This is a genomic window from Romboutsia sp. 1001713B170131_170501_G6 (genome assembly GCF_015668195.1).
Classification (GTDB): Bacteria; Bacillota; Clostridia; order Peptostreptococcales; family Peptostreptococcaceae; genus Romboutsia_C.
The window spans coordinates 610038-629115 of sequence record NZ_JADPFC010000002.1 but is presented as its reverse complement, the minus strand read 5'-3'; the positions used below and the strand labels follow the sequence as shown (position 1 = coordinate 629115).

14 protein-coding genes are annotated in these 19078 nt (G+C 27.4%); 11 read left to right on the top strand and 3 right to left on the bottom strand.

Features of this window, described 5'->3' with window-relative positions:
• The first annotated feature begins 141 nt into the window (after positions 1-141).
• The 6 genes from I4U89_RS08680 to I4U89_RS08655 all read left to right on the top strand — a co-directional run bounded on the left by I4U89_RS08680 (position 142) and on the right by I4U89_RS08655 (position 5963).
• Positions 142-744, top strand: coding sequence for a DedA family protein (locus tag I4U89_RS08680; protein WP_195939977.1), 603 nt, complete (start codon positions 142-144; stop codon positions 742-744).
• 328 nt (positions 745-1072) lie between these two features.
• Positions 1073-2548 carry a L,D-transpeptidase family protein gene (locus I4U89_RS08675; RefSeq protein WP_195939976.1) on the top strand — a complete coding sequence of 492 codons (1476 nt, stop codon included), beginning with the start codon at positions 1073-1075 and terminating at the stop codon, positions 2546-2548.
• 148 nt (positions 2549-2696) lie between these two features.
• Positions 2697-3920 carry a DUF6080 domain-containing protein gene (locus I4U89_RS08670; RefSeq protein WP_195939975.1) on the top strand — a complete coding sequence of 408 codons (1224 nt, stop codon included), beginning with the start codon at positions 2697-2699 and terminating at the stop codon, positions 3918-3920.
• Positions 3921-3939: 19 nt separating this feature from the next.
• Positions 3940-4842: a decaprenyl-phosphate phosphoribosyltransferase gene (locus I4U89_RS08665; protein ID WP_195939974.1), complete on the top strand. Its 903-nt coding sequence runs from the start codon at positions 3940-3942 to the stop codon at positions 4840-4842.
• A gap of 8 nt (positions 4843-4850) precedes the next feature.
• The gene (locus I4U89_RS08660) at positions 4851-5495 is read left to right on the top strand and encodes an HAD-IB family hydrolase (protein WP_195939973.1); all 645 of its coding nucleotides are present in this window, start codon (positions 4851-4853) and stop codon (positions 5493-5495) included.
• Positions 5496-5555: 60 nt separating this feature from the next.
• Entirely contained in the window at positions 5556-5963 is a 408-nt protein-coding gene (locus I4U89_RS08655) for a GtrA family protein (protein ID WP_195939972.1), read from the top strand.
• A 2-nt stretch (positions 5964-5965) separates the two neighbouring features.
• Here I4U89_RS08655 and I4U89_RS08650 read toward each other — a convergent pair whose 3' ends face one another.
• The gene (locus I4U89_RS08650) at positions 5966-7051 is read right to left on the bottom strand and encodes an acyltransferase family protein (protein ID WP_195939971.1); all 1086 of its coding nucleotides are present in this window, start codon (positions 7049-7051) and stop codon (positions 5966-5968) included.
• A gap of 537 nt (positions 7052-7588) precedes the next feature.
• Here I4U89_RS08650 and I4U89_RS08645 point away from each other — a divergent pair.
• The 5 genes from I4U89_RS08645 to I4U89_RS08625 all read left to right on the top strand — a co-directional run bounded on the left by I4U89_RS08645 (position 7589) and on the right by I4U89_RS08625 (position 17580).
• Positions 7589-7813, top strand: a complete 225-nt coding sequence (locus I4U89_RS08645) for a hypothetical protein (protein ID WP_195939970.1) — start codon at positions 7589-7591, stop codon at positions 7811-7813.
• A 365-nt stretch (positions 7814-8178) separates the two neighbouring features.
• Complete coding sequence (locus I4U89_RS08640) at positions 8179-10911, top strand: cell wall-binding repeat-containing protein (protein ID WP_195939969.1); 2733 nt, start codon at positions 8179-8181, stop codon at positions 10909-10911.
• A gap of 199 nt (positions 10912-11110) precedes the next feature.
• Positions 11111-11719 carry a DUF4352 domain-containing protein gene (locus tag I4U89_RS08635; protein ID WP_195939968.1) on the top strand — a complete coding sequence of 203 codons (609 nt, stop codon included), beginning with the start codon at positions 11111-11113 and terminating at the stop codon, positions 11717-11719.
• Positions 11720-11921: 202 nt separating this feature from the next.
• Entirely contained in the window at positions 11922-15035 is a 3114-nt protein-coding gene (locus I4U89_RS08630) for a cell wall-binding repeat-containing protein (protein ID WP_195939967.1), read from the top strand.
• Between the two features lie 430 nt (positions 15036-15465).
• A complete protein-coding gene (locus I4U89_RS08625) occupies positions 15466-17580 on the top strand; it encodes a cell wall-binding repeat-containing protein (RefSeq protein ID WP_195939966.1) in 2115 nt (704 codons plus the stop codon).
• 629 nt (positions 17581-18209) lie between these two features.
• Here I4U89_RS08625 and I4U89_RS08620 read toward each other — a convergent pair.
• Positions 18210-18380, bottom strand: a complete 171-nt coding sequence (locus tag I4U89_RS08620) for a hypothetical protein (RefSeq protein ID WP_195939965.1) — start codon at positions 18378-18380, stop codon at positions 18210-18212.
• 165 nt (positions 18381-18545) lie between these two features.
• Positions 18546-18902, bottom strand: a complete 357-nt coding sequence (locus I4U89_RS08615; RefSeq protein ID WP_195939964.1) for a helix-turn-helix domain-containing protein — start codon at positions 18900-18902, stop codon at positions 18546-18548.
• Positions 18903-19078: the final 176 nt, after the last annotated feature.

The following is a 19078-nucleotide window of genomic DNA, read 5'->3' as shown; positions in this document are numbered from 1 at the left end:
AAAACATATGAATTATACTTGGAGATATAAAATAAAATAGACTAATTATAAAATATATAAAATCAAACCATTTATGACTACTAATAGAAACTATAATAATGTATAATAGAAATTGACTAAATTTATAAATGGAGAGATTCAATGGCTTTAGAACAGTTTTTAGAAGTTTTTATTAGAGAATATGGATTAATAAGTATGTTTTTATTAGTAGCATTAGAATATGCAAATTTCCCACTACCTAGCGAAGTAGTACTACCACTTATAGGTATGGTAGGAGCTTCATATGATATAGACTTTGTGACTATACTTATAACAACAACAACAGCAGGAATAGTGGGTTCTTTATTAAATTATTGGTTAGGAGCAAAATTTGGAGATGGACTTTTAGATTATATTAGAAAAAAGTTTCCAAAAACTAAAAAATCTCTTTCAGCATCTTATAATTTTATAAAAAAATATAATAAGTCAGCTATAATGTTATCTAGATTTGTACCTGTAGCAAGAACAGCTATTTCATTAGTAGCGGGAACTGTAAAAATGAATGTATGGTATTTTATACTATATTCAAGTATAGGAATACTTTTCTGGAACCTAGTATTAATAGGTGGAGGATATTTTATAGGAAACAAAGTTTTAGCAAGTGGCGGAATTATAAATACTATAGTAATGGCAACAACAGTATTAGTAGTTGGAATAGTAATAATATTATTTATAAAAAACATAAAATGTAAAAATAAAAACTAAGATTATATATTAAAAATATAAGAGTAAAAAATCCCTTGAGATAATATCGTTATTATTTTAAGGGATTTTTTATATATAAAACATTTAAATAGTATTAGTTAAATTAGTAAATTGGATTTTTAATTGTAATAATATATATACAAATATATATACAAAGTAATAAAAAATTCAATTTCATAACAAAAAATAATGAAATAAAAATAATAAAATAAAAGTAAATGAAAAAACAAGGAAAAAGAGCAATTAATAACACTAAAGGAAACATCCTTAAATAAGTCTAACTAAGTAATTCAAGCAATATATTAGAAATCAGGGGGGAGGAATAATAGTGAAAAAAAAGCTAAAAAAACACATATCTATAATATCAACAATGGCATTAATATTAGCCTTTTCTTTTATAAACATAATAAACATAGAAGCAGCAAGTAAACATCTCTTAGTTATAAATTCAAAAACTAATAAGATGGGGTATTATGTTAACAATAAGTTTGTTAGAGAATACAGAGTAGCAACAGGCAAAAAAAGTACACCAACGCCACAGGGAAAATTTAAAATAGTAAATAAGATTAAAAATAGACCATATTACTCAGGGGGGATACCAGGAGGAGATCCTAGAAATCCATTAGGTGATAGATGGTTAGGGCTTCAAGTAGGCTTAACTTATGGAACAACATATGGAATACATGGAAACAATAATGAAAGCTCAATAGGAAAACACGTATCAGGCGGATGTATAAGAATGCACAATAAGGAAATTAGAGATTTATTTGAAAAAATACCAAATAAAAGTGAAGTAATAATAAAATATACAGACCAAAGCTTTAAACAAATAGCAGCAGGATATAAAATAAATTTAACTAATGGAAATGAAATAAAAACAGGATGGCAAACTATAAATGGAAAAAAATATTACTATAACTCTAAAGGGCAAAAAGTAACAGGATGGCAGACTATATCAGGAAAGAAATACTACTTTGATGGTAATGGAGTAATGCAGACAGGTCTTAAAAATATAAATAGAAGTAGTTATTACTTTGCAAATGATGGAGTAATGAGAACAGGATGGCAAGAAGTAGTAAAAGGTAGAAGAAGCTACTTTGGAAATGACGGAATAATGAGAGTAGGATGGAACGTAGTAGATGGAAATAAATATTATTTCAATCCAAACAATGGAGTAGCAAGACATAGCTGGCAAGATATAGATGGAAATAGATACTACTTTGGGAATGATGGAATAATGAGAACGGGACTTAGAAATATAAATGGAAATAGTTATTATTTTGCTAATGATGGGATAATGAGAACAGGATGGCAAGAAGTAGTAAAAGGTAGAAGAAGCTACTTTGGAAATGATGGAATAATGAGAGTAGGATGGAACATAGTAGACGGAAATAAATATTATTTCAATCCAAATAATGGAGTAGCAAGACATAGCTGGCAAGATATAGCTGGAAATAGATACTATTTTGGATTTGATGGAGTTATGAAAGTAGGCTGGCAAGATATAGCTGGTAAAAAATATTACTTTAACCCAGATGGAACTATGCAACAAAGATGGGAAGAAATAGATCGCAATATGTATTACTTTGGATTTGATGGAGCAGTTAGAACAGGGTGGCAGAATATAAATGATAGAACTTACTATTTCAATAATGATGGAGTAATGCAAAAGGGTATAGTTAAAATAGACGATAATAGTTATTATTTCGATGAGTATGGTCAAATGGCAAAAGATACAGTAATAGGTGATGGAATAATAATAGATGAAAATGGAGTTATAGTAGATTTTGGAGAAGGGATGTAGAAATACATCTCTTTTTTATGTGTTTAATTTTGTGTATGAAAAAGAGAATGTATAAATGATTAATAAACGAACTTTTATATGAATGTAAAAAATTTAATTATATGATATAATAACAAATTGTAAAAGAATCAGCTAAGGAGGAAAGACTTTGACAGAAAAAATTTTAAAGTATAAATCAGAAATATTATTATATATATCTGTAGCAATTTTATATATAATAATAGCATTGACATTGTGTTCGAAAACTACTATATTTTACGATACAAAAAACACATATGATGTTTTATTAGATACAGATACAGGAGTTTTGGTTAATTTAAATGTATTTGCGCTGGCGTCAGATAATAGTAAACATATACTATTTATGCAAATAGTATCCATATTAGGGTATCCAATATACCTATTAAGTTTAAAAATAGCACATGACCTTAATATAGGATTTAATCATGTATATGGTATGAGTTTAATATTATTACAAATATTAGTTAGCTCTGCATCTATAACAATGATATATAGCATAATAAAGGAGCTAAATATAAAAAAATGGATACAAATATTAATAATTGGAATAATGATATTCTCATTTCCTCAGATATTTATGAGTGTAAATATAGAAAGATTTATATATGGTCAATTATCGCTAATTTTATTTATGTTTGTTTTACATAAGATGAAAGATAAGGAATCATATTGGGTAGATATAGCTGCAATACCTCTATTTGGAATAACACTTACAAACGTATATATGTATGTACTAAACTTATTATTACAGTTTGGAAAAAACATAAAAAAGATGGCAAAACATATAGGATTCTTTGTATTAATAACATATTTGGTAGTAGTATCAACAAGAGCATACTATGGAATATTTTTAGCGGCAGAAACTGTGCAAAAAGATACAAGATTCATAAATGTAATACCTATGTTTGATAAATTAAAGATGACATTAGTAAGGCTATTGTACCCAACAATGTATTTTCCTAGTGCAAAATATGAAAATGGGATGTTTTTACAACAAGGACTTCCAAATTTACTATTCTTCATATTATTTTTAGTATTATTTGTATGTGCAATAATAGGAGGTATAAAACACTATAAAGAAAGAATACCTCAATTATGTTTAGGTGCAATACTTGCGAATATAACATTACATGGAATAATAGGATATAACCTAAAAAATGCAAATATAATGGCAATATATTTTTCATTTGCAATAATAATACTTTTAGCTTATTTCGCAAAATCTTTACCTAAAAAATATACAAAAATATTTACTATATTCTTAGTAGTAGTATTATTAACTATGATAATAAGCAACATACAAGGATTTTTACAAATGTTAGAAATAGGTATAAATAATTATCCTAAATAAAATATAAAGGGGGAAATATATGGAAAACTCAGTGATAGAAAATTCTCTAGAGGAAAGTAGAAAAAAAGAAAACATAATAGGTCAATACATAAAGCTTATGAGACCACATCAATATATAAAAAACTTATTTGTAATAGCAGCACTAATATTTTCAAATAACATAGGAAATTTAGATTTAATATATAAAACAATAATAGCATTTATATCATTTTGTTTAATATCATCAGCTGTATATGTACTAAATGATATAGTAGATATAGAAAAAGATAAATTACATCCTAAAAAATGTAAAAGACCACTAGCAAGTGGGAAGATAAAAATAAAAAAAGCAATAGCACTATTAATAGGATTAGTAGTAGTAGCACTAGTTTTATCATCAAAAATAAACTTAAAACTAACATCTATAATATTTATATACTTAATAAATAACCTATTATACTCATTTAAAATAAAAAATGTAGTACTACTAGATGTATTTTCAATAGCAATAGGATTTATATTGAGAGTATGTGCAGGTAGTGTAGCAATAGGAGTAGAATTATCAAGTTGGATAATATTATGTACATTCTTCTTATCTTTATACTTAGGGCTAGGTAAAAGAAAAAAAGAAATAGAAGGACTTAAAAATCAAGCAGGAGAACATAGAAAAATACTAAAAGAGTATAATCCAGAAATAATAAACCAAATGATGGGAGTAGTATTAAGTTCTGTGATAGTATGTTATGCACTTTACTCAACAAGTAATCCAGATAAACCTCAAATGATATATACAACAATATTTGTAGTATATGGAGTTCTTAGATATAACTATATAATAAATACAACAGAAGAAGGAAATCCAACTGATGTAGTATTAAAAGATAGAACTCTACAAATAAATGTGATATTATGGGTATTAAGTTGCCTATTAATATTAATGTAGGAGGGTATATGAAAAAGAAAGTACTATTACTAGATATAGACTATACAGTAATAAATACAGATAGTATGATAGACTTTATACTATACTCACTAAAAACAAAGTCATTAAAAACAATAATAAAAATACCATATATATTTATAACTCTAATAGGGTATGCATTAAAGTTAACTAGCTTAAAAAAAGCAAAAGAAGCTGTATTTAGCCCAATAGTAAACTTTAGTGAAGAAGAATTAAAAGAATTTTTTGATGAAAAGTTAAAAGTTAAGATAAATAAAAATATAAAAGAAATAATAGAAAAATCAAAAGAAGATTCAACAATAATAATGATAACAGCATCACCAAAAGCATATATGAAATATTTTAAAGAATATAAATATGCAGATGAAGTGATAGGTACAGAATTATTGTATGAAAATAATAGATATAAAAATGAAATAATAGGAAACAACTGTAAAGGGAAAGAGAAAGTAAAAAGAATTGAAGAAGTACTAAATAAACTAGATATAGAAATAGATTATGAAAATTCATATTCATACTCAGATTCAATGAGCGATATGCCAATGTTTGAATTAGTGAAAAATGCATATCTAGTAAACAAAAAAGATGGAAGTATAAAAGAAAAAATAAATCATAAAGATATACAAAAAGCATAGCTATAACCATTAACCACCAGTATTAAAAATTGGTGGTTAAATACTAAAAAGGAGAATAATATGGATATATTAAAAAGGTATAGAGAAAGCATCATGTATTTAGTCTTTGGAGGACTAACAGTAGGTGTTAATATAGCTACATATATAGGATTAACAAGAATAATAGAACTAAACTATATGGTAGCAAATATAATAGCATGGATAGTAGCAGTAATATTTGCATATATAACAAATAAGTTTTTTGTATTTGAAAGTAATAATACAGAGCTAAAATTTTTAATAAAAGAATTTACATCATTTGTAAGTTGTAGGCTATTATCAGGTGTAATGGAAATGATATTAATGTATATGATGATAGACATGATGGGGATAAATGACTTTATAACAAAGATATTTACAAACATATTAGTAATAGTACTAAACTATGTATTAAGTAAAGTAATAATATTTAAAAAACAAGCGTCATAAAATTATGACGCTTTTTTCATATCTATATTATTTTTCATGTTTATATTAGAGGAATTAAACTTAAGCTTAAAACTCTCAAACCTACCAAAAGTTTTGGCAAATATAATATTAATTAAAATAACAGCAACAATATTTATAAGAGCTAAAGCACATCTTAATATAAAGTTGTATCCAGTTAAATTAAATAAATATAGATAAATAGGCTGTAGCAATAAATAAGTAAAAGGTTGATATAAATAAAGGGTAAAACCATAAGCACTATAAATATCAACAATATTTCTTATATAAGGTAAATCTCCAAATTTTAATATAACTTTTCTAAACATATATAAAAAGCTAAAAGCAGTCATAGTAAAAGCTAAGAATGCAAAATTTGGAGGGAATTTATTAGTAGACATATTTAAAACATATCTATCACCCTTAACAATTAAAACTAAAGCTATAAAAAGAACAGAGGATATAGCTATATTTTTAACTACCGAAATATTAACATCCTTAAATTTAGTATAGAAAAATCCTGTATAAATCCAAAAAGCATAGAAAATAACACTTTTAAAATCAATATTAAGAGTAGTATTTTCAAAATAGAATACTAATATTGCAATAAATAATAAAGGTATAAATTTAAAAATGCCTTTTAGGCTTTCAAATAACTTAAACATTAAAGGTATGAAAGGTACTAATAATAAGTACACAGGCATAAACCATAAATGCCAAGTAATAAAAGGTATAAAAACCCCAGGTTTCTTTAAAGGGTGTAGTGTATCATATACAAACATATTTATAGGAGAATCAGTAATAGAAGTCCCTAAAATATAAGCTATGTATTGAATGAAAATAACAAATAGTCCAAAAATAAGATATGGAACTATAACCCTTGGCACACGAGATATAAGGTATTTAATATAGCTTTTTTTTGAGCTAAGAGAATAACTAGCACCAGTAATAAAAAATACCACAGCCATTTCAAATAAGAAAAGTGACTTTAAAACGTGATTAGAAACAGGGAACCAAAATAGAGTATGTATAACTCCAACTACATACATCATTATAAGACCGCGATAAATGTCTAGATTTTTATCTCTCAAAATGTCAACTCCTTGTAAAATTTAATATATCCAAAGAAATATTATACCATATATAAAAGAAATCGCAGATATATAGTTATTAATTTAATAAACATAAATAGATAAAGGTAAGTATTTAATATCAAAAAATATTTTTTTATATTAAAAATTAAAAATAATATTTTTTAAAATAGAGAAAAATGCATTATATTATCAAATAAAAACATTAGAAAATAAATGCATCAGTAAATCAAGTAGAAACTGCTCAATTAAAGTTAACAGGAGTTAAGAAAATAGTTCAAATAGGACAAGGGATAGCAAATACTGTAATATAAAAGATAGTTGAAATAGTTAAAATAGAAAAAAGTCTATCTCAAAAGAGATAGACTTTTTTTGCATCTCAAATAATAAATTAGGTAATTGTTATAATATAATTCACTTAAATAATGTAACACGAAAGAGATTATATAAGAGGAACTTAAATGATGGAAAAAGTATTATCTAGAAGATAAAGATAAATCAAAAGTAAGTAACATGAAATTGAGATTAGGAGATATAGTGATAGATGATGTAGTAGTGGGGGAGAAGGTAACTACTATAAAAGGAAAGAATTTTACAGATAGTAGCCATGTGTATGTAAATGATAAGAAAGTAGAAACTAGAAAGGTAGATTATAATACTTTAGAGATTGACAATGTAAATGGCATTAAAAAAGTATGTGTCAAGCAACTTGGAAGATACGATGGAGAGCTTGGAATCACAAATGAATATATAGTCAGATAAAAAAGCCTTAATTGGCTCCTTTATTTAAAATTAATAAGTGAATGTGGGTATGATAAAGTAATTATGTATGGACAAAGTTTCCTAGATTAAAAAGTAGAGGGTACACATTTACTACTGTTAGTGAAATGATTCAATAAATAATTACATATTTTTGGAGAGTGTTTCAAAGTGACTTTTTATAATCAAATGGGACACTCTCTTTTTATGTAATATTATAAGAGTTAGAGTGAATATAAAATGTGGTATTTTGACGAAGAATGTCGAACGAAATAGATTGAAGTAGAAAAATGTATAAATTATAATATTTATTGTTTGAAAGTGAAATTATTTTACAATAATTAGAATACAAAAATAGGGGAGACAAAATGAATAAACAAGCGATAAAATTTATCAAAACAAAAAAAGCACTAGCAATAGGGCTAACAGCTAGTATAGTAGCTACTACATCAGCTCCAGCATTTGCAAACACAACTAAAGATAAAGTATTAGCAGGAGAAGATAGATACAAAACAGCAACAGCAGTATCTAATGAAGGATGGAAAAGTGCTAAAGAAGTAGTAATAGTAAACTCTAGTAAAGTAGCAGATGCACTTAGTGCAACACCATTTGCAACTCAAAAAGATGCACCAATACTTTTATCTAAAAAAGATACATTAGGTGAAGATACAAAAGCTGAATTAGCTAGATTAAAAGCAGAAAAAGTATATATAATAGGTGGAGAAAACTCAGTAAGCCCAAAAGTAGTAGAAGAATTAAAAGCTATGAACATAGCAGTTGATAGAATAAAAGGTGAAGATAGATATGATACTTCATTAGAAGTAGCAAAAGCTATAGATAAAATGAAAAATATAGAAGAAGTAGCAGTAGTAAGTGGAAATAAAGGTCTTCCAGATGCTATAAGTGTAGCACCAGCAGCAGGAGATAAAAACATGCCAGTAATACTATCATCTACAGATAGCCTTGGGAAAAGTGAAGAATGGATAAAATCTCAAGGGATAAAGAAATCTTATGTAGTAGGTGGAGTAGTTAGCGATAAAGTAATGAACAAACTACCTAATGCAGAAAAAATAGCAGGAGAAAATAGACACGAAACAAATGCAAAAGTTATAAATAAATTCTATAGCGACGTAGAAGTTGAAAATGTATTCTATGCTAAAAGTGGAATGAGTAATGAAGACCATTTAGTAGATGCTTTAGCAGTAGGACCATTAGCAGCTAAAAAAGACTCTCCAGTTGTAATACTTGGAAGCAAACTACATACAGCTCAAGAAGATGCAATAGCTAGAAAAAAAGTTAAAGAAATGGTACAAGTAGGACAAGGAATAAATGAAAACTCTAAAAAAGCTTTAAAAGATACTCAAGTAAGAGAAACTTTTGTAGTTAAAACAGTAGCTGAATTTAAAGAAGCATTAAAAAAAGCAAATCATCATGATGTTATAGAATTTAGACCTACTTCTAAAATAACTGAAAATATAGTTATAGAAGGAGATAAATTAATGTCAGTTAGATTCTTTGGAGAATATACAGGGAATATAACTGTTAAATCAAGTGGAGCTACAGTAGTAGTAGATAAAAATGCTGACTTAGATAAAGTAGTAGTACAAGCTCCAAATGTAAGTGTTGAAAACAACGGAAGTATAGGAAGCTTTAAACCAGCTGATGATACAGTGTTAGAAGGAAATAAACCAAACCCACCATCAACTGGAGGAGGTGGAGGAACTGTAACTCCACCACAAGATACAACAAAGCCTCATGTATCAAAATCAAATATAAATGGAAAAGCAGTAGTATTAGAGTTTAACGAAAATATAAATAGTGCTGTAAATAATATATCAGATGAAATAAGCGTAATATCAAATAATGATGCTGCTAGCAAAACAAGTATAGAAAAAACAGCATATATAAAAGAAAATAAATTAGTGATACTATTTAGTGGACAATTAGAAGAAAATAATGTTATAAAAATAAATGCTAATGCAATAAAAGATAACAGCAATAACAAAAATGATGAAATTACAATAAAATATGAAAATAGTGAAGCTCTTGAACTAAAAGGGATGGAATTTAAAAATGTTCCTGAAATAAATAAATATGGTGAATTTATAAATCCTAGAACAGTTTTAAATGTAGAACAAGTAGGAGCTAGTGATGTATATAAGCTAAAAGGAGCTAATTTAACAGCAGAATTTAGTGCTCTAAGTGATAAGGTATATTACGATGAAACTGGAAGAAAAGTAAATCCTAATATTACAAACTTTAATGATAAAGATGATCAAATTATATATATTGAAACAGGAGCAGAAAATAGTGGATACGATGAAGGTAAAGACATTGCACTAGGAAGATTCGAGCTATATGGAAATCTAGAAGATGGAAGTGTGAATCCTGGAATAGTAAATGCTGAATTTACCTATGCACAACAAAAAGGGCAATTAAACTCACTAACAATACCGAAAAATCCATACCCTGGAAATATAAATGTATATGTTGTAAAGCCAGATGTAAAGCCTCTTATTGATTCAGGACTTGACCCTAAAATAGAATTAAATAATGGTGAAATTATCGATAATACTTCAATATCCATTGCTTCAATACCAAATATTACTGATATAGAGTCATTAAACTATACTTTAGGTGAACAAAAAAATATAGATGGAAATGTTATAAAGGATAATTATGGAACATTAAACTCTATAGCTTTAAAAAAGGCTACAGATGATAAGGTTGAAGTTACTATAAAAGGATTAGAGATTGTGACTCATATGGGTCAAAGTAATCAAAGAAGTAGTATCACTTATAATACATCTAATGCGGGACATAAAGACGTATTAAAAGAATTTATAGGTGATAGAGTATTAGACAAAGTATTTACAGAATCAAATAAAGAAATTAATTTAGATGGTCTAGATATAGATATACTTGGATTTGCAGATTTTTTCAAAAGAACTAATATAGAGAATGAAAAATATCCAATGCCAGAAGGAACAGAAATAAAATATATAAACATGATATTCACTTTAGAAGTTAATGTAAATGGAAAAACTGAAACTGAAAAAGTAGGTGTAATCTGGAATCCATCACTAAAGAATGCACAATAATAAAAAATAAAATTAATTTTCAACTAAACATATAAGGTATTAAATAAAAAAGGAGCATTAATTGATGTTCCTTTTTTATTAAGAAATAATTATAAAAAAAGTTCTAATTCTAACAAGAAATGACAAGAATCGACAAGGTAAATATGTATAATATACCTTGGACTTAAAAAATATAGACAACTTGTAGGAGGATTACATAATGGCAAAATTAATAAATTGTAAAAGCTGCGGTAATGAAATAGCATCTAATGCAAAAGCTTGCCCTAAATGTGGGGCAAAAAATTCTAAACCATTTTATAAAAAGATATGGTTTTGGGTATTAGTTGTAATAATAATAGCTGCAATTGGAGGATCTGGTTCAAATAAACCAAAACTAGTTTCAGAAGATAAATCTGTAGTAACAAAAGAAGAAAAAAGCAGCAAAGAAGAAGTATTCAATATAGGAGATACTATTGAATTAGATAAATTTAAAATAACAGTAAACGAAGTAAAAACTACAAATGGAAGTGACTTTATAAAACCACAAGAAGGTAACGAATTCTTATACGTAGATGCAACAGTTGAAAATATATCAGATAAAGAGCAAACTGTATCATCTGTGCTAATGTTTAAAGTAGTAGACAAAGATGGAAGAGCTATGAAACAAACTATAGTAGAAAATGCTAATGGTCAACTAGATGGAACAATAGGGCCAGGAAGAAAAATGACTGGAGAATATGTAGTTGAAGTACCTAAAGATGCAACAGGATTAGAATTACAATTTGATAGCTCATTAGCAGGTAACCAAGTAGTAGTTAAACTTAAATAGATACATATTAAAATATAATGAATAAAGAAAAGAAGGTCAAATCATTTTGAGCCTTCTTTTTTTATTATATTAAGTTAATTGAAAAATAAATATAGATTTAAAAGTATAATGATTTTAAGATGTATTGATAAAAAACTAAAACTATTATACAATTAAATTCATAAAAGGATAAAAATCCCAAAAATAACATGAGGTGAGAAATATGTTAAAGAGAAAAAAGAGAATAATAGCTAAGGTTATGGCGACAACAATGCTTGCAACAACATTAGCATCTACTTTTGCAGTAGAAGCAAATGCACAAGAGCCAAGAGCTAGTGTAACATCAAGTAAAATATCTGGTGATGACAGATACAAAACAGCAGTAGAAATAAGTAAAAACTACAGCTCAACATCAAAACATGCAGTAGTAGTAAATGGACAAAAAGGAATAGTGGATGCATTAACAGCAACTCCATACGCATCTCTTAAAAAAGCTCCAATACTAATGACTGAAAATAATAAATTAAATGCAGATACAAAGAAAGAATTAACTAGAAGAGGAATAAAAACAGTTGATATAATAGGTGGAACAGCATCAGTAAATGATTCTGTAAAAGCTGAAATACAAGCTATGGGAATAACTGTTAACAGAATAGCAGGAAATAGTAAGTATGAAACTTCTTTAAAAGTAGCAAAAGAATTTGATAAGATATCAGATATATCAAAGATAGCTGTAGCTAATGGAGAAGTATTAGCAGATGCAGTAAGTGTGGCGGCACCTGCAGCTCAAAATAAAATGCCAATAATACTTGCACACCCAAAAAATGGATTAGATGCAGATACTAAGGCATATATAAATGGTGAGGGTATAAACACTTCTTATGTAATAGGAGGAACAAGTTCAGTATCGAATACAACTCAAAACTCATTACCAGGAACTAAGAAAAGACTTCAAGGAACAGGAAGACAAGAAACTAATGCTGAAGTTGTAGAAGAATTCTACAAATATAGTACTTATGACAATATATATGTGACAAAATCAGGTCAAGTAAATAAAGCAGATGAAATAGCAGATGCTTTAGCTGTTGGTGTACTAGCAGCTTATAATCAAGATCCTGTTATGATAGTTGGAAAAAGCTTATCAAATGATCAAAAGATTTTATTAGAAGGTAAGAAATTTACAAAGATAACTGAGGTTGGAAATGGTATACCAATTGCAAGTATACAAGCTATAAAGGATACTCAAAAAGATCCAGAAGCTCAAGTAAGTGGAGTAACATTAGTTAATTTCAAGACTATAAAGTTAACAGGAAGAGAATTAAATAGAATAGATAAATCAAAGGTTTCTATAAGTGGAAATATTACTGTTTCTTATACTGCTAATAGTGCAGGAACAGAAGCTACTGTAGAATTTGCTAATGCATTTAGTAATGGAACTAATACAGTTAAGGTTACTAGTAACTTAGGAAATACTACTAGTCATAGCTTTACATATAACTCAGAGATATCTAGTGTAGAAGCTACTACAAGAGAAGTAGGTACAAGCGGAATACAATATCTAGGGTTTACTGTGAATGGTGGGCAAACGAGAAGTGTAGAAGAATTAAAAAGTTTAGGATGGAATGTTGAGTTTAAATCAAGTAGACCAGTATTCTATAATACAGATAATCCAACATCACCATTAAAAACATCTAAAACAGGAAAATTAAAAACTACAGGATTTGTAAAAGATGAAATATTTGATTACGAAATAACATTAACTAAAGGAAGCCAAGTAATAAAAACTGCCGATAAAAAACTTGTAACAGTAACAGATAAAGCAAATGATATAGCTAGTATAAAGTCATATAAAGCTGCTTTTAATAATAGAAATGGTGAAAATAATGATTTTATAAGTAATAAATTATTAGTTGGGGAAAGTATAACACTAAGTGATATAAAAGGTATGAGAAATGATGGTAAAGAAGAGGATATAACTGGTAAAGTTACATTAAAATCATCTGACCCAACGGTTTTAGTTGTATCTGGTAAAAATATAACTGCTAGAAAAGTAGGAACAGCTAAAGTAACTATTTCTAATGGAACAGTATCGAAAGAAATAAGTATACAAGTATTAGATGCAGAAAAAAATGCAAGAGAAGTTAGAACAGTAAGATACTATGTAGGAGATACTAACAAAACAAGTATAACATTAACAAAAAATCAAGGTAATTCAGCAGTTAAAGTTAAGGCAGTTGACCAGCATGGTGACCCTATAAATACAGGTGCAGCTCTTGACAAAGGAACTATAAATACAAGCTCAACACCAACAGAAGAAAATAAAATAGGTGTTGTATCTGTTGGAGATTTTGCTAATGGAGAAGCAACCATGACTATATCACCAGATACTGGTAAAGTAGGAACTGGAACTGTTAAGATGCAAAAAACAGTAGCAGGTAAAAAGATTGATTTAGGAAGTTTATCAGTTACAATAAGAGATGCAGTTGCAGATAGATATACTTATAAATTAGAGCATACAGTAGCAAATAAAGATATGACTTTAGATAGATATGATTATAAAGATGATAACAGTTTATCATTAAAATTAAATACTTATGATAGTAACGGAAACTTAATGAATCAAACTGATATAAGTGGAGAAGGTTATATATTAAAAGTTAATGATGCAGAACTAGTAACAGCGACTAAAAATGCTAATGGTATAGATATAGTGCCTACAGCTAACAAGACTAAAACTGGTTCAACTACAGTATATTTATACAAAAAAGACTCAAATAATAGAGAAACTTTATTAACATCAGTTTCAATAAGTATAGTAGATACAACACCAGTTATAAAATCTATTAATACTAACACTATAAATACTATAACTAAAGTAAACTCATCACAATCAGATGCAGAGTTTAACTTATTAAACCTATTTAATATAAATTATACTGCTATAGGTAATAATGCAGGAAGTGATATATCAGATGAAACTAAGTATAAGAAAGTAGTAGAAGGAGTATCAGTTCAAGGATATCCAAATGCAGAGGTTATACTTAGTTTATCAAACAAAAATGCAGGAGGTTCTGAATCTGGAATAGAGGCAGTATTATTTATAGATAGAAATAATAACGGTGTATATAATGCTCCAGTAGGAAGCGATAAAGGTGATTTTGTACTTGGGACTATAAGAATAGAAACATCAGGAATAAATGCAACTGTAAGTAATGGAAAAGTTAAACTAAATTCTAATACACCAAACGGAAGTATAATAGTTGCATTATATGATGGAGTATATGCAGCTAATAAAACACCTAAAGATACAGTTATAAATGTAAATATAACTAGATAGTATACAATACAGAAGAAAATATTTAATTATTTAAAAAGGAGTTATTTACCATATTGGTATTTAACTCCTTTAATTTTTATATTTTAGTAAGATTATATACATAATTAGGGTAAAAAAGTTATCTACAAAAAAATACAAATATATTTTATATTAAAATATATTTAAATAAAAATATTATATAAAAAGAAAAATAGTATGTATTTATAAATTAGCTAAATGTTTTAGTGTAAAAAAATGTCGAAGTAAAAATATTACTTATTTAAATGTTGAAATATGGAAAAAAATGTAAAACGAAAGTTGGTGAAAGTTACTAAAAAGTATATTATCATCTACTTGTGTGAGAAATATAAGTATGTGAGAAATACGAGAAGCGGAATTTACATAAAAAAGAGATGTAATTATTTTATATAATGTTGGGGAGGAAACAAATATGTTAAAGAAGAAAAACATAGCAATGATGATGGCAGTAGCTACAGTTGCAACTACTGTTGCACCAGCTTTTGCCGCTACTCAAGAAGTAGATGAGGCTACTTTAATAGCTAAAGTAGAAGAAATGTTAAATACTAAGTATTTTGATGAAAAAGAAGATGGTGAAGGTGGTACAGCAACAGAACCATATCAGAATTCTGTATACAAAATAACAGTAGATGGTAAAGATATAAAAGATATAAAAGATTTAAAAACAGCTATAGCAAATGCTAAAATAAATGATACAAAGTTAACTGTAGATGTAGTAGACAAGGGACACGTTAAGGTTGATGGTAGAATATTAGCTACGGAAAAAACTAAAAATACAAGATATGCAGATAATGCTGAATTAGTTGCAGCTGCAAAAGAAATAGTTGCATTAACTAATGTAGGAAAATCAGTTGTATACTATGATGCACAAGATGCAATAGTAGCTGAAGGAAATGCTGTTAAAGCGATAGTTGAATTAGCAAGTGGAAAAGAAGTAAAGCTAGCAGTAGGAGAATATAAAGTAGATAAAACTAAAGCAGTAGATGCTAACGGTAATGCTGTTAACTTAAATGGAATAAGTGTAGAAGCTGGAAAGAGTGTTGTAGGATTTAAACTTGCAGAAGATGAAAATGCTACAGAAAAAGAGATACCTTCTAAAAACTTAGATTCATTAGTATTTAACGCTAAAGAAACAGAAAAAGTACAATTAAACTTAACTGATTTATACAATGAAAAAGGATACACTAAATCAGGTGTTGAATTAGTTAATACATTAATAGATGCAAATATAGCAGGAAATAATGAAGCAACAATAATAGAAAATGGGAAAGAATACAAAATAGGATTTGATAAAACTACAGATTTATCAACTGTAAAAGTTAATGAAGCTGGTAATTATGAGCTTACTGTTAAGATAAGATACGTAGAAAATACTTCTAACAATACATTAGCTAAAGATGGTAAAGATGTTAAGTTGGTTATAACTGGAACTTCTCATAAAGATTTAACTCAAGTTGCAACTGACATGCAAGATGATAAGAAAGTTGTAGAAGGTTCAGATAAATACACTTCATTAGAAGGTGAAAATAGATTTGAAACTGCTGTTGAAATAAGTAAAGCAGGATTCTTAAAATTAAAAGAAAAAGCAAAAGGTGATAAAATAAATGCAGACTCTGTTGTATTAGTAGGAGAAAATGCCATAGTTGATGGTTTAGCAGCTGCACCTTTAGCTAAGCAAAAGAATGCTCCTATATTATTAGCTAAAAAGGATTCTGTTCCAACAGAAACTATGAGTGAAATAAAGAGAGTATTAAATAAAAAGCAAACTATATACATAGTTGGTGGAGAAAACACTATATCTAAAGAAGTTGAAGCTCAATTAATAAAAGAAATGGATGCTAAGATAGTTAGATTAGCAGGAAATGATAGATATGATACATCTTTAAAAATAGCTAAAGCTATGGACAAGACAACTATGACAAATGCTTTCGTAGTTGGTGGAGAAGGTGAAGCAGATGCTATGAGTATAGCAGCAGTAGCTACTAAACTTACAACAGATGCTAATACAGCAGCTCCAATAATAGTATCTCCAGAAGCTGGACTTACTCAAGATGCTAAAGATTTCTTATATAAAAATAAGACTGGTATAAATGATGTAAAAGTAGTTGGAGGAACTAGCAAAGTTTCTAAGCAAGTAATAAAAGATGTAAAAGCTAATGTTGAAACAGGTGATACTGTTGAAAGAATAGCAGGAGCAGATAGAAAAGAAACTAATGCTATGGTTATAAACACATACTATGGATCAGATGCATTAAAGCAAAATGTTAACGATATATTCGTTGCTCAAGATGGATATGTTGGAGGAAATGGTAAATTAGTAGATGCTTTAGCAGTAGCTCCTTTAGCAGGAAGAGTTGAAGCTCCTATAGTATTAGCTACAGATAATTTAAGTGAAGAACAAGAAACTGTTATAGATAATTTAACAGATAAGCATTCAGATTCAAATGCTAATAAATTAACTAAAGTAGGTGGAGGAGTTGCTACAGCAGCAGTACAAAGCTTACTTAAGATATTAGGATTAAACTAATAAATAATAATTTAAAAGCTTAACTAAAAAAGGAACTACCTCATTATGAGGGCAGTTCCTTTTTTTAATTATAAATAGACAGAATATGTTAAGATTTTATAGAGAAATTTTATTTCATATTTATATAACTAAAAAATATATAACAAATAAAAACACAATATAAATATCAATAAAATGCTAAGCTCAGAAGTACTAATAAGATATATATACCAAATAAAAGATATTAAAAGTCTTAATTAGTCACAAATTTTGGCACACACTTAATACCAGTAAATTTTCTATTAATTAAGTGTCATTTAAGCGCATGTTATATATAAAATGACTTTTATAAAGTAATATGATTAATGATCAAAAGTTTGCTATTTTATCACGTATATTACATATATTTTTAAGTGCTGAGTATAAACTTTAAATTTAGATATTACTAATGAGGTAAAACTATATCGTATGTAATAGTAAATTAAATTACAAATAAAACTTCAAACCAAACTATTCAACTTAAACAAGTATAAACATAAAGGGTTGTAAGTTCAAATAAAATAATAGTTATAATGATTCTACTTCTTATAGTTTATATACTAAGAGAAGCTATATTTAATATAAGTAAAAGCCAGGCATATGCCTGGCTTTTACTTATACTTTTCATACATTACACTAATTTTCATATAAAGGTCTTTCTTTTCTTCAAAACTAAAATTATCACTAGAAAAAACTACACTAGCAATTTCCATTATCTTATCAAAGTCCTTCGACGTAGGTTTTTCACCTTCAAATTTAAGAAAATCACATCCACTAAACATAAAAAATCCCCCTGAGTTTATTATTATAATTAAAATTGTTTAAAATGACATCAAATAACTAAAATAACAAAATTTAAGTAAATAGTATATACAGCATAAAAAGTTCGCAAATTATAGAATATATGTTTTGTAATAGGCTGAAAAATTAGCCACGCTTTGCGTAGCCTATTTTAATGAATCAAAATAAAGTGTAGACAGCTCTTTAAATAGTTTATCTTTTTCATCTCTACTAATATCTTTGTTTTTAAAGAATCCTTCAACAAAATCTAAGAACTGGTCTTTTATATCTATATAAATATCTTTATCTTCATTTATACATAGTAAGTAATCTAAAGATACATTAAAGTACAGGGCGAAATCTCTAAGTGCTTCTGTTTCTGGCTTTCTCTTGTCGTTTTCATATTGAGATATTGCCGACTTTGTGAATGTATAACCATATATCTTATTAAAATCATCTACTAACTCTTGTTGTTTTAGACCTTTTTGAATCCTAAGTTCTTTAAATCTTTGTCCAAAAGTCATTTTAAATCCACCTCACCATACTTAAAGTATAGTACAAAGTTTCGTTGGTGTAAACTAAAAAACAAATATTAGTAAAAAATATTAAATATTTGTTGAAAGTTAACACAAATAGAACTACAATTTAATTAAAGATAACAAAAATAAAACTAATTAACAAATACGAAACTTTAAGGGGG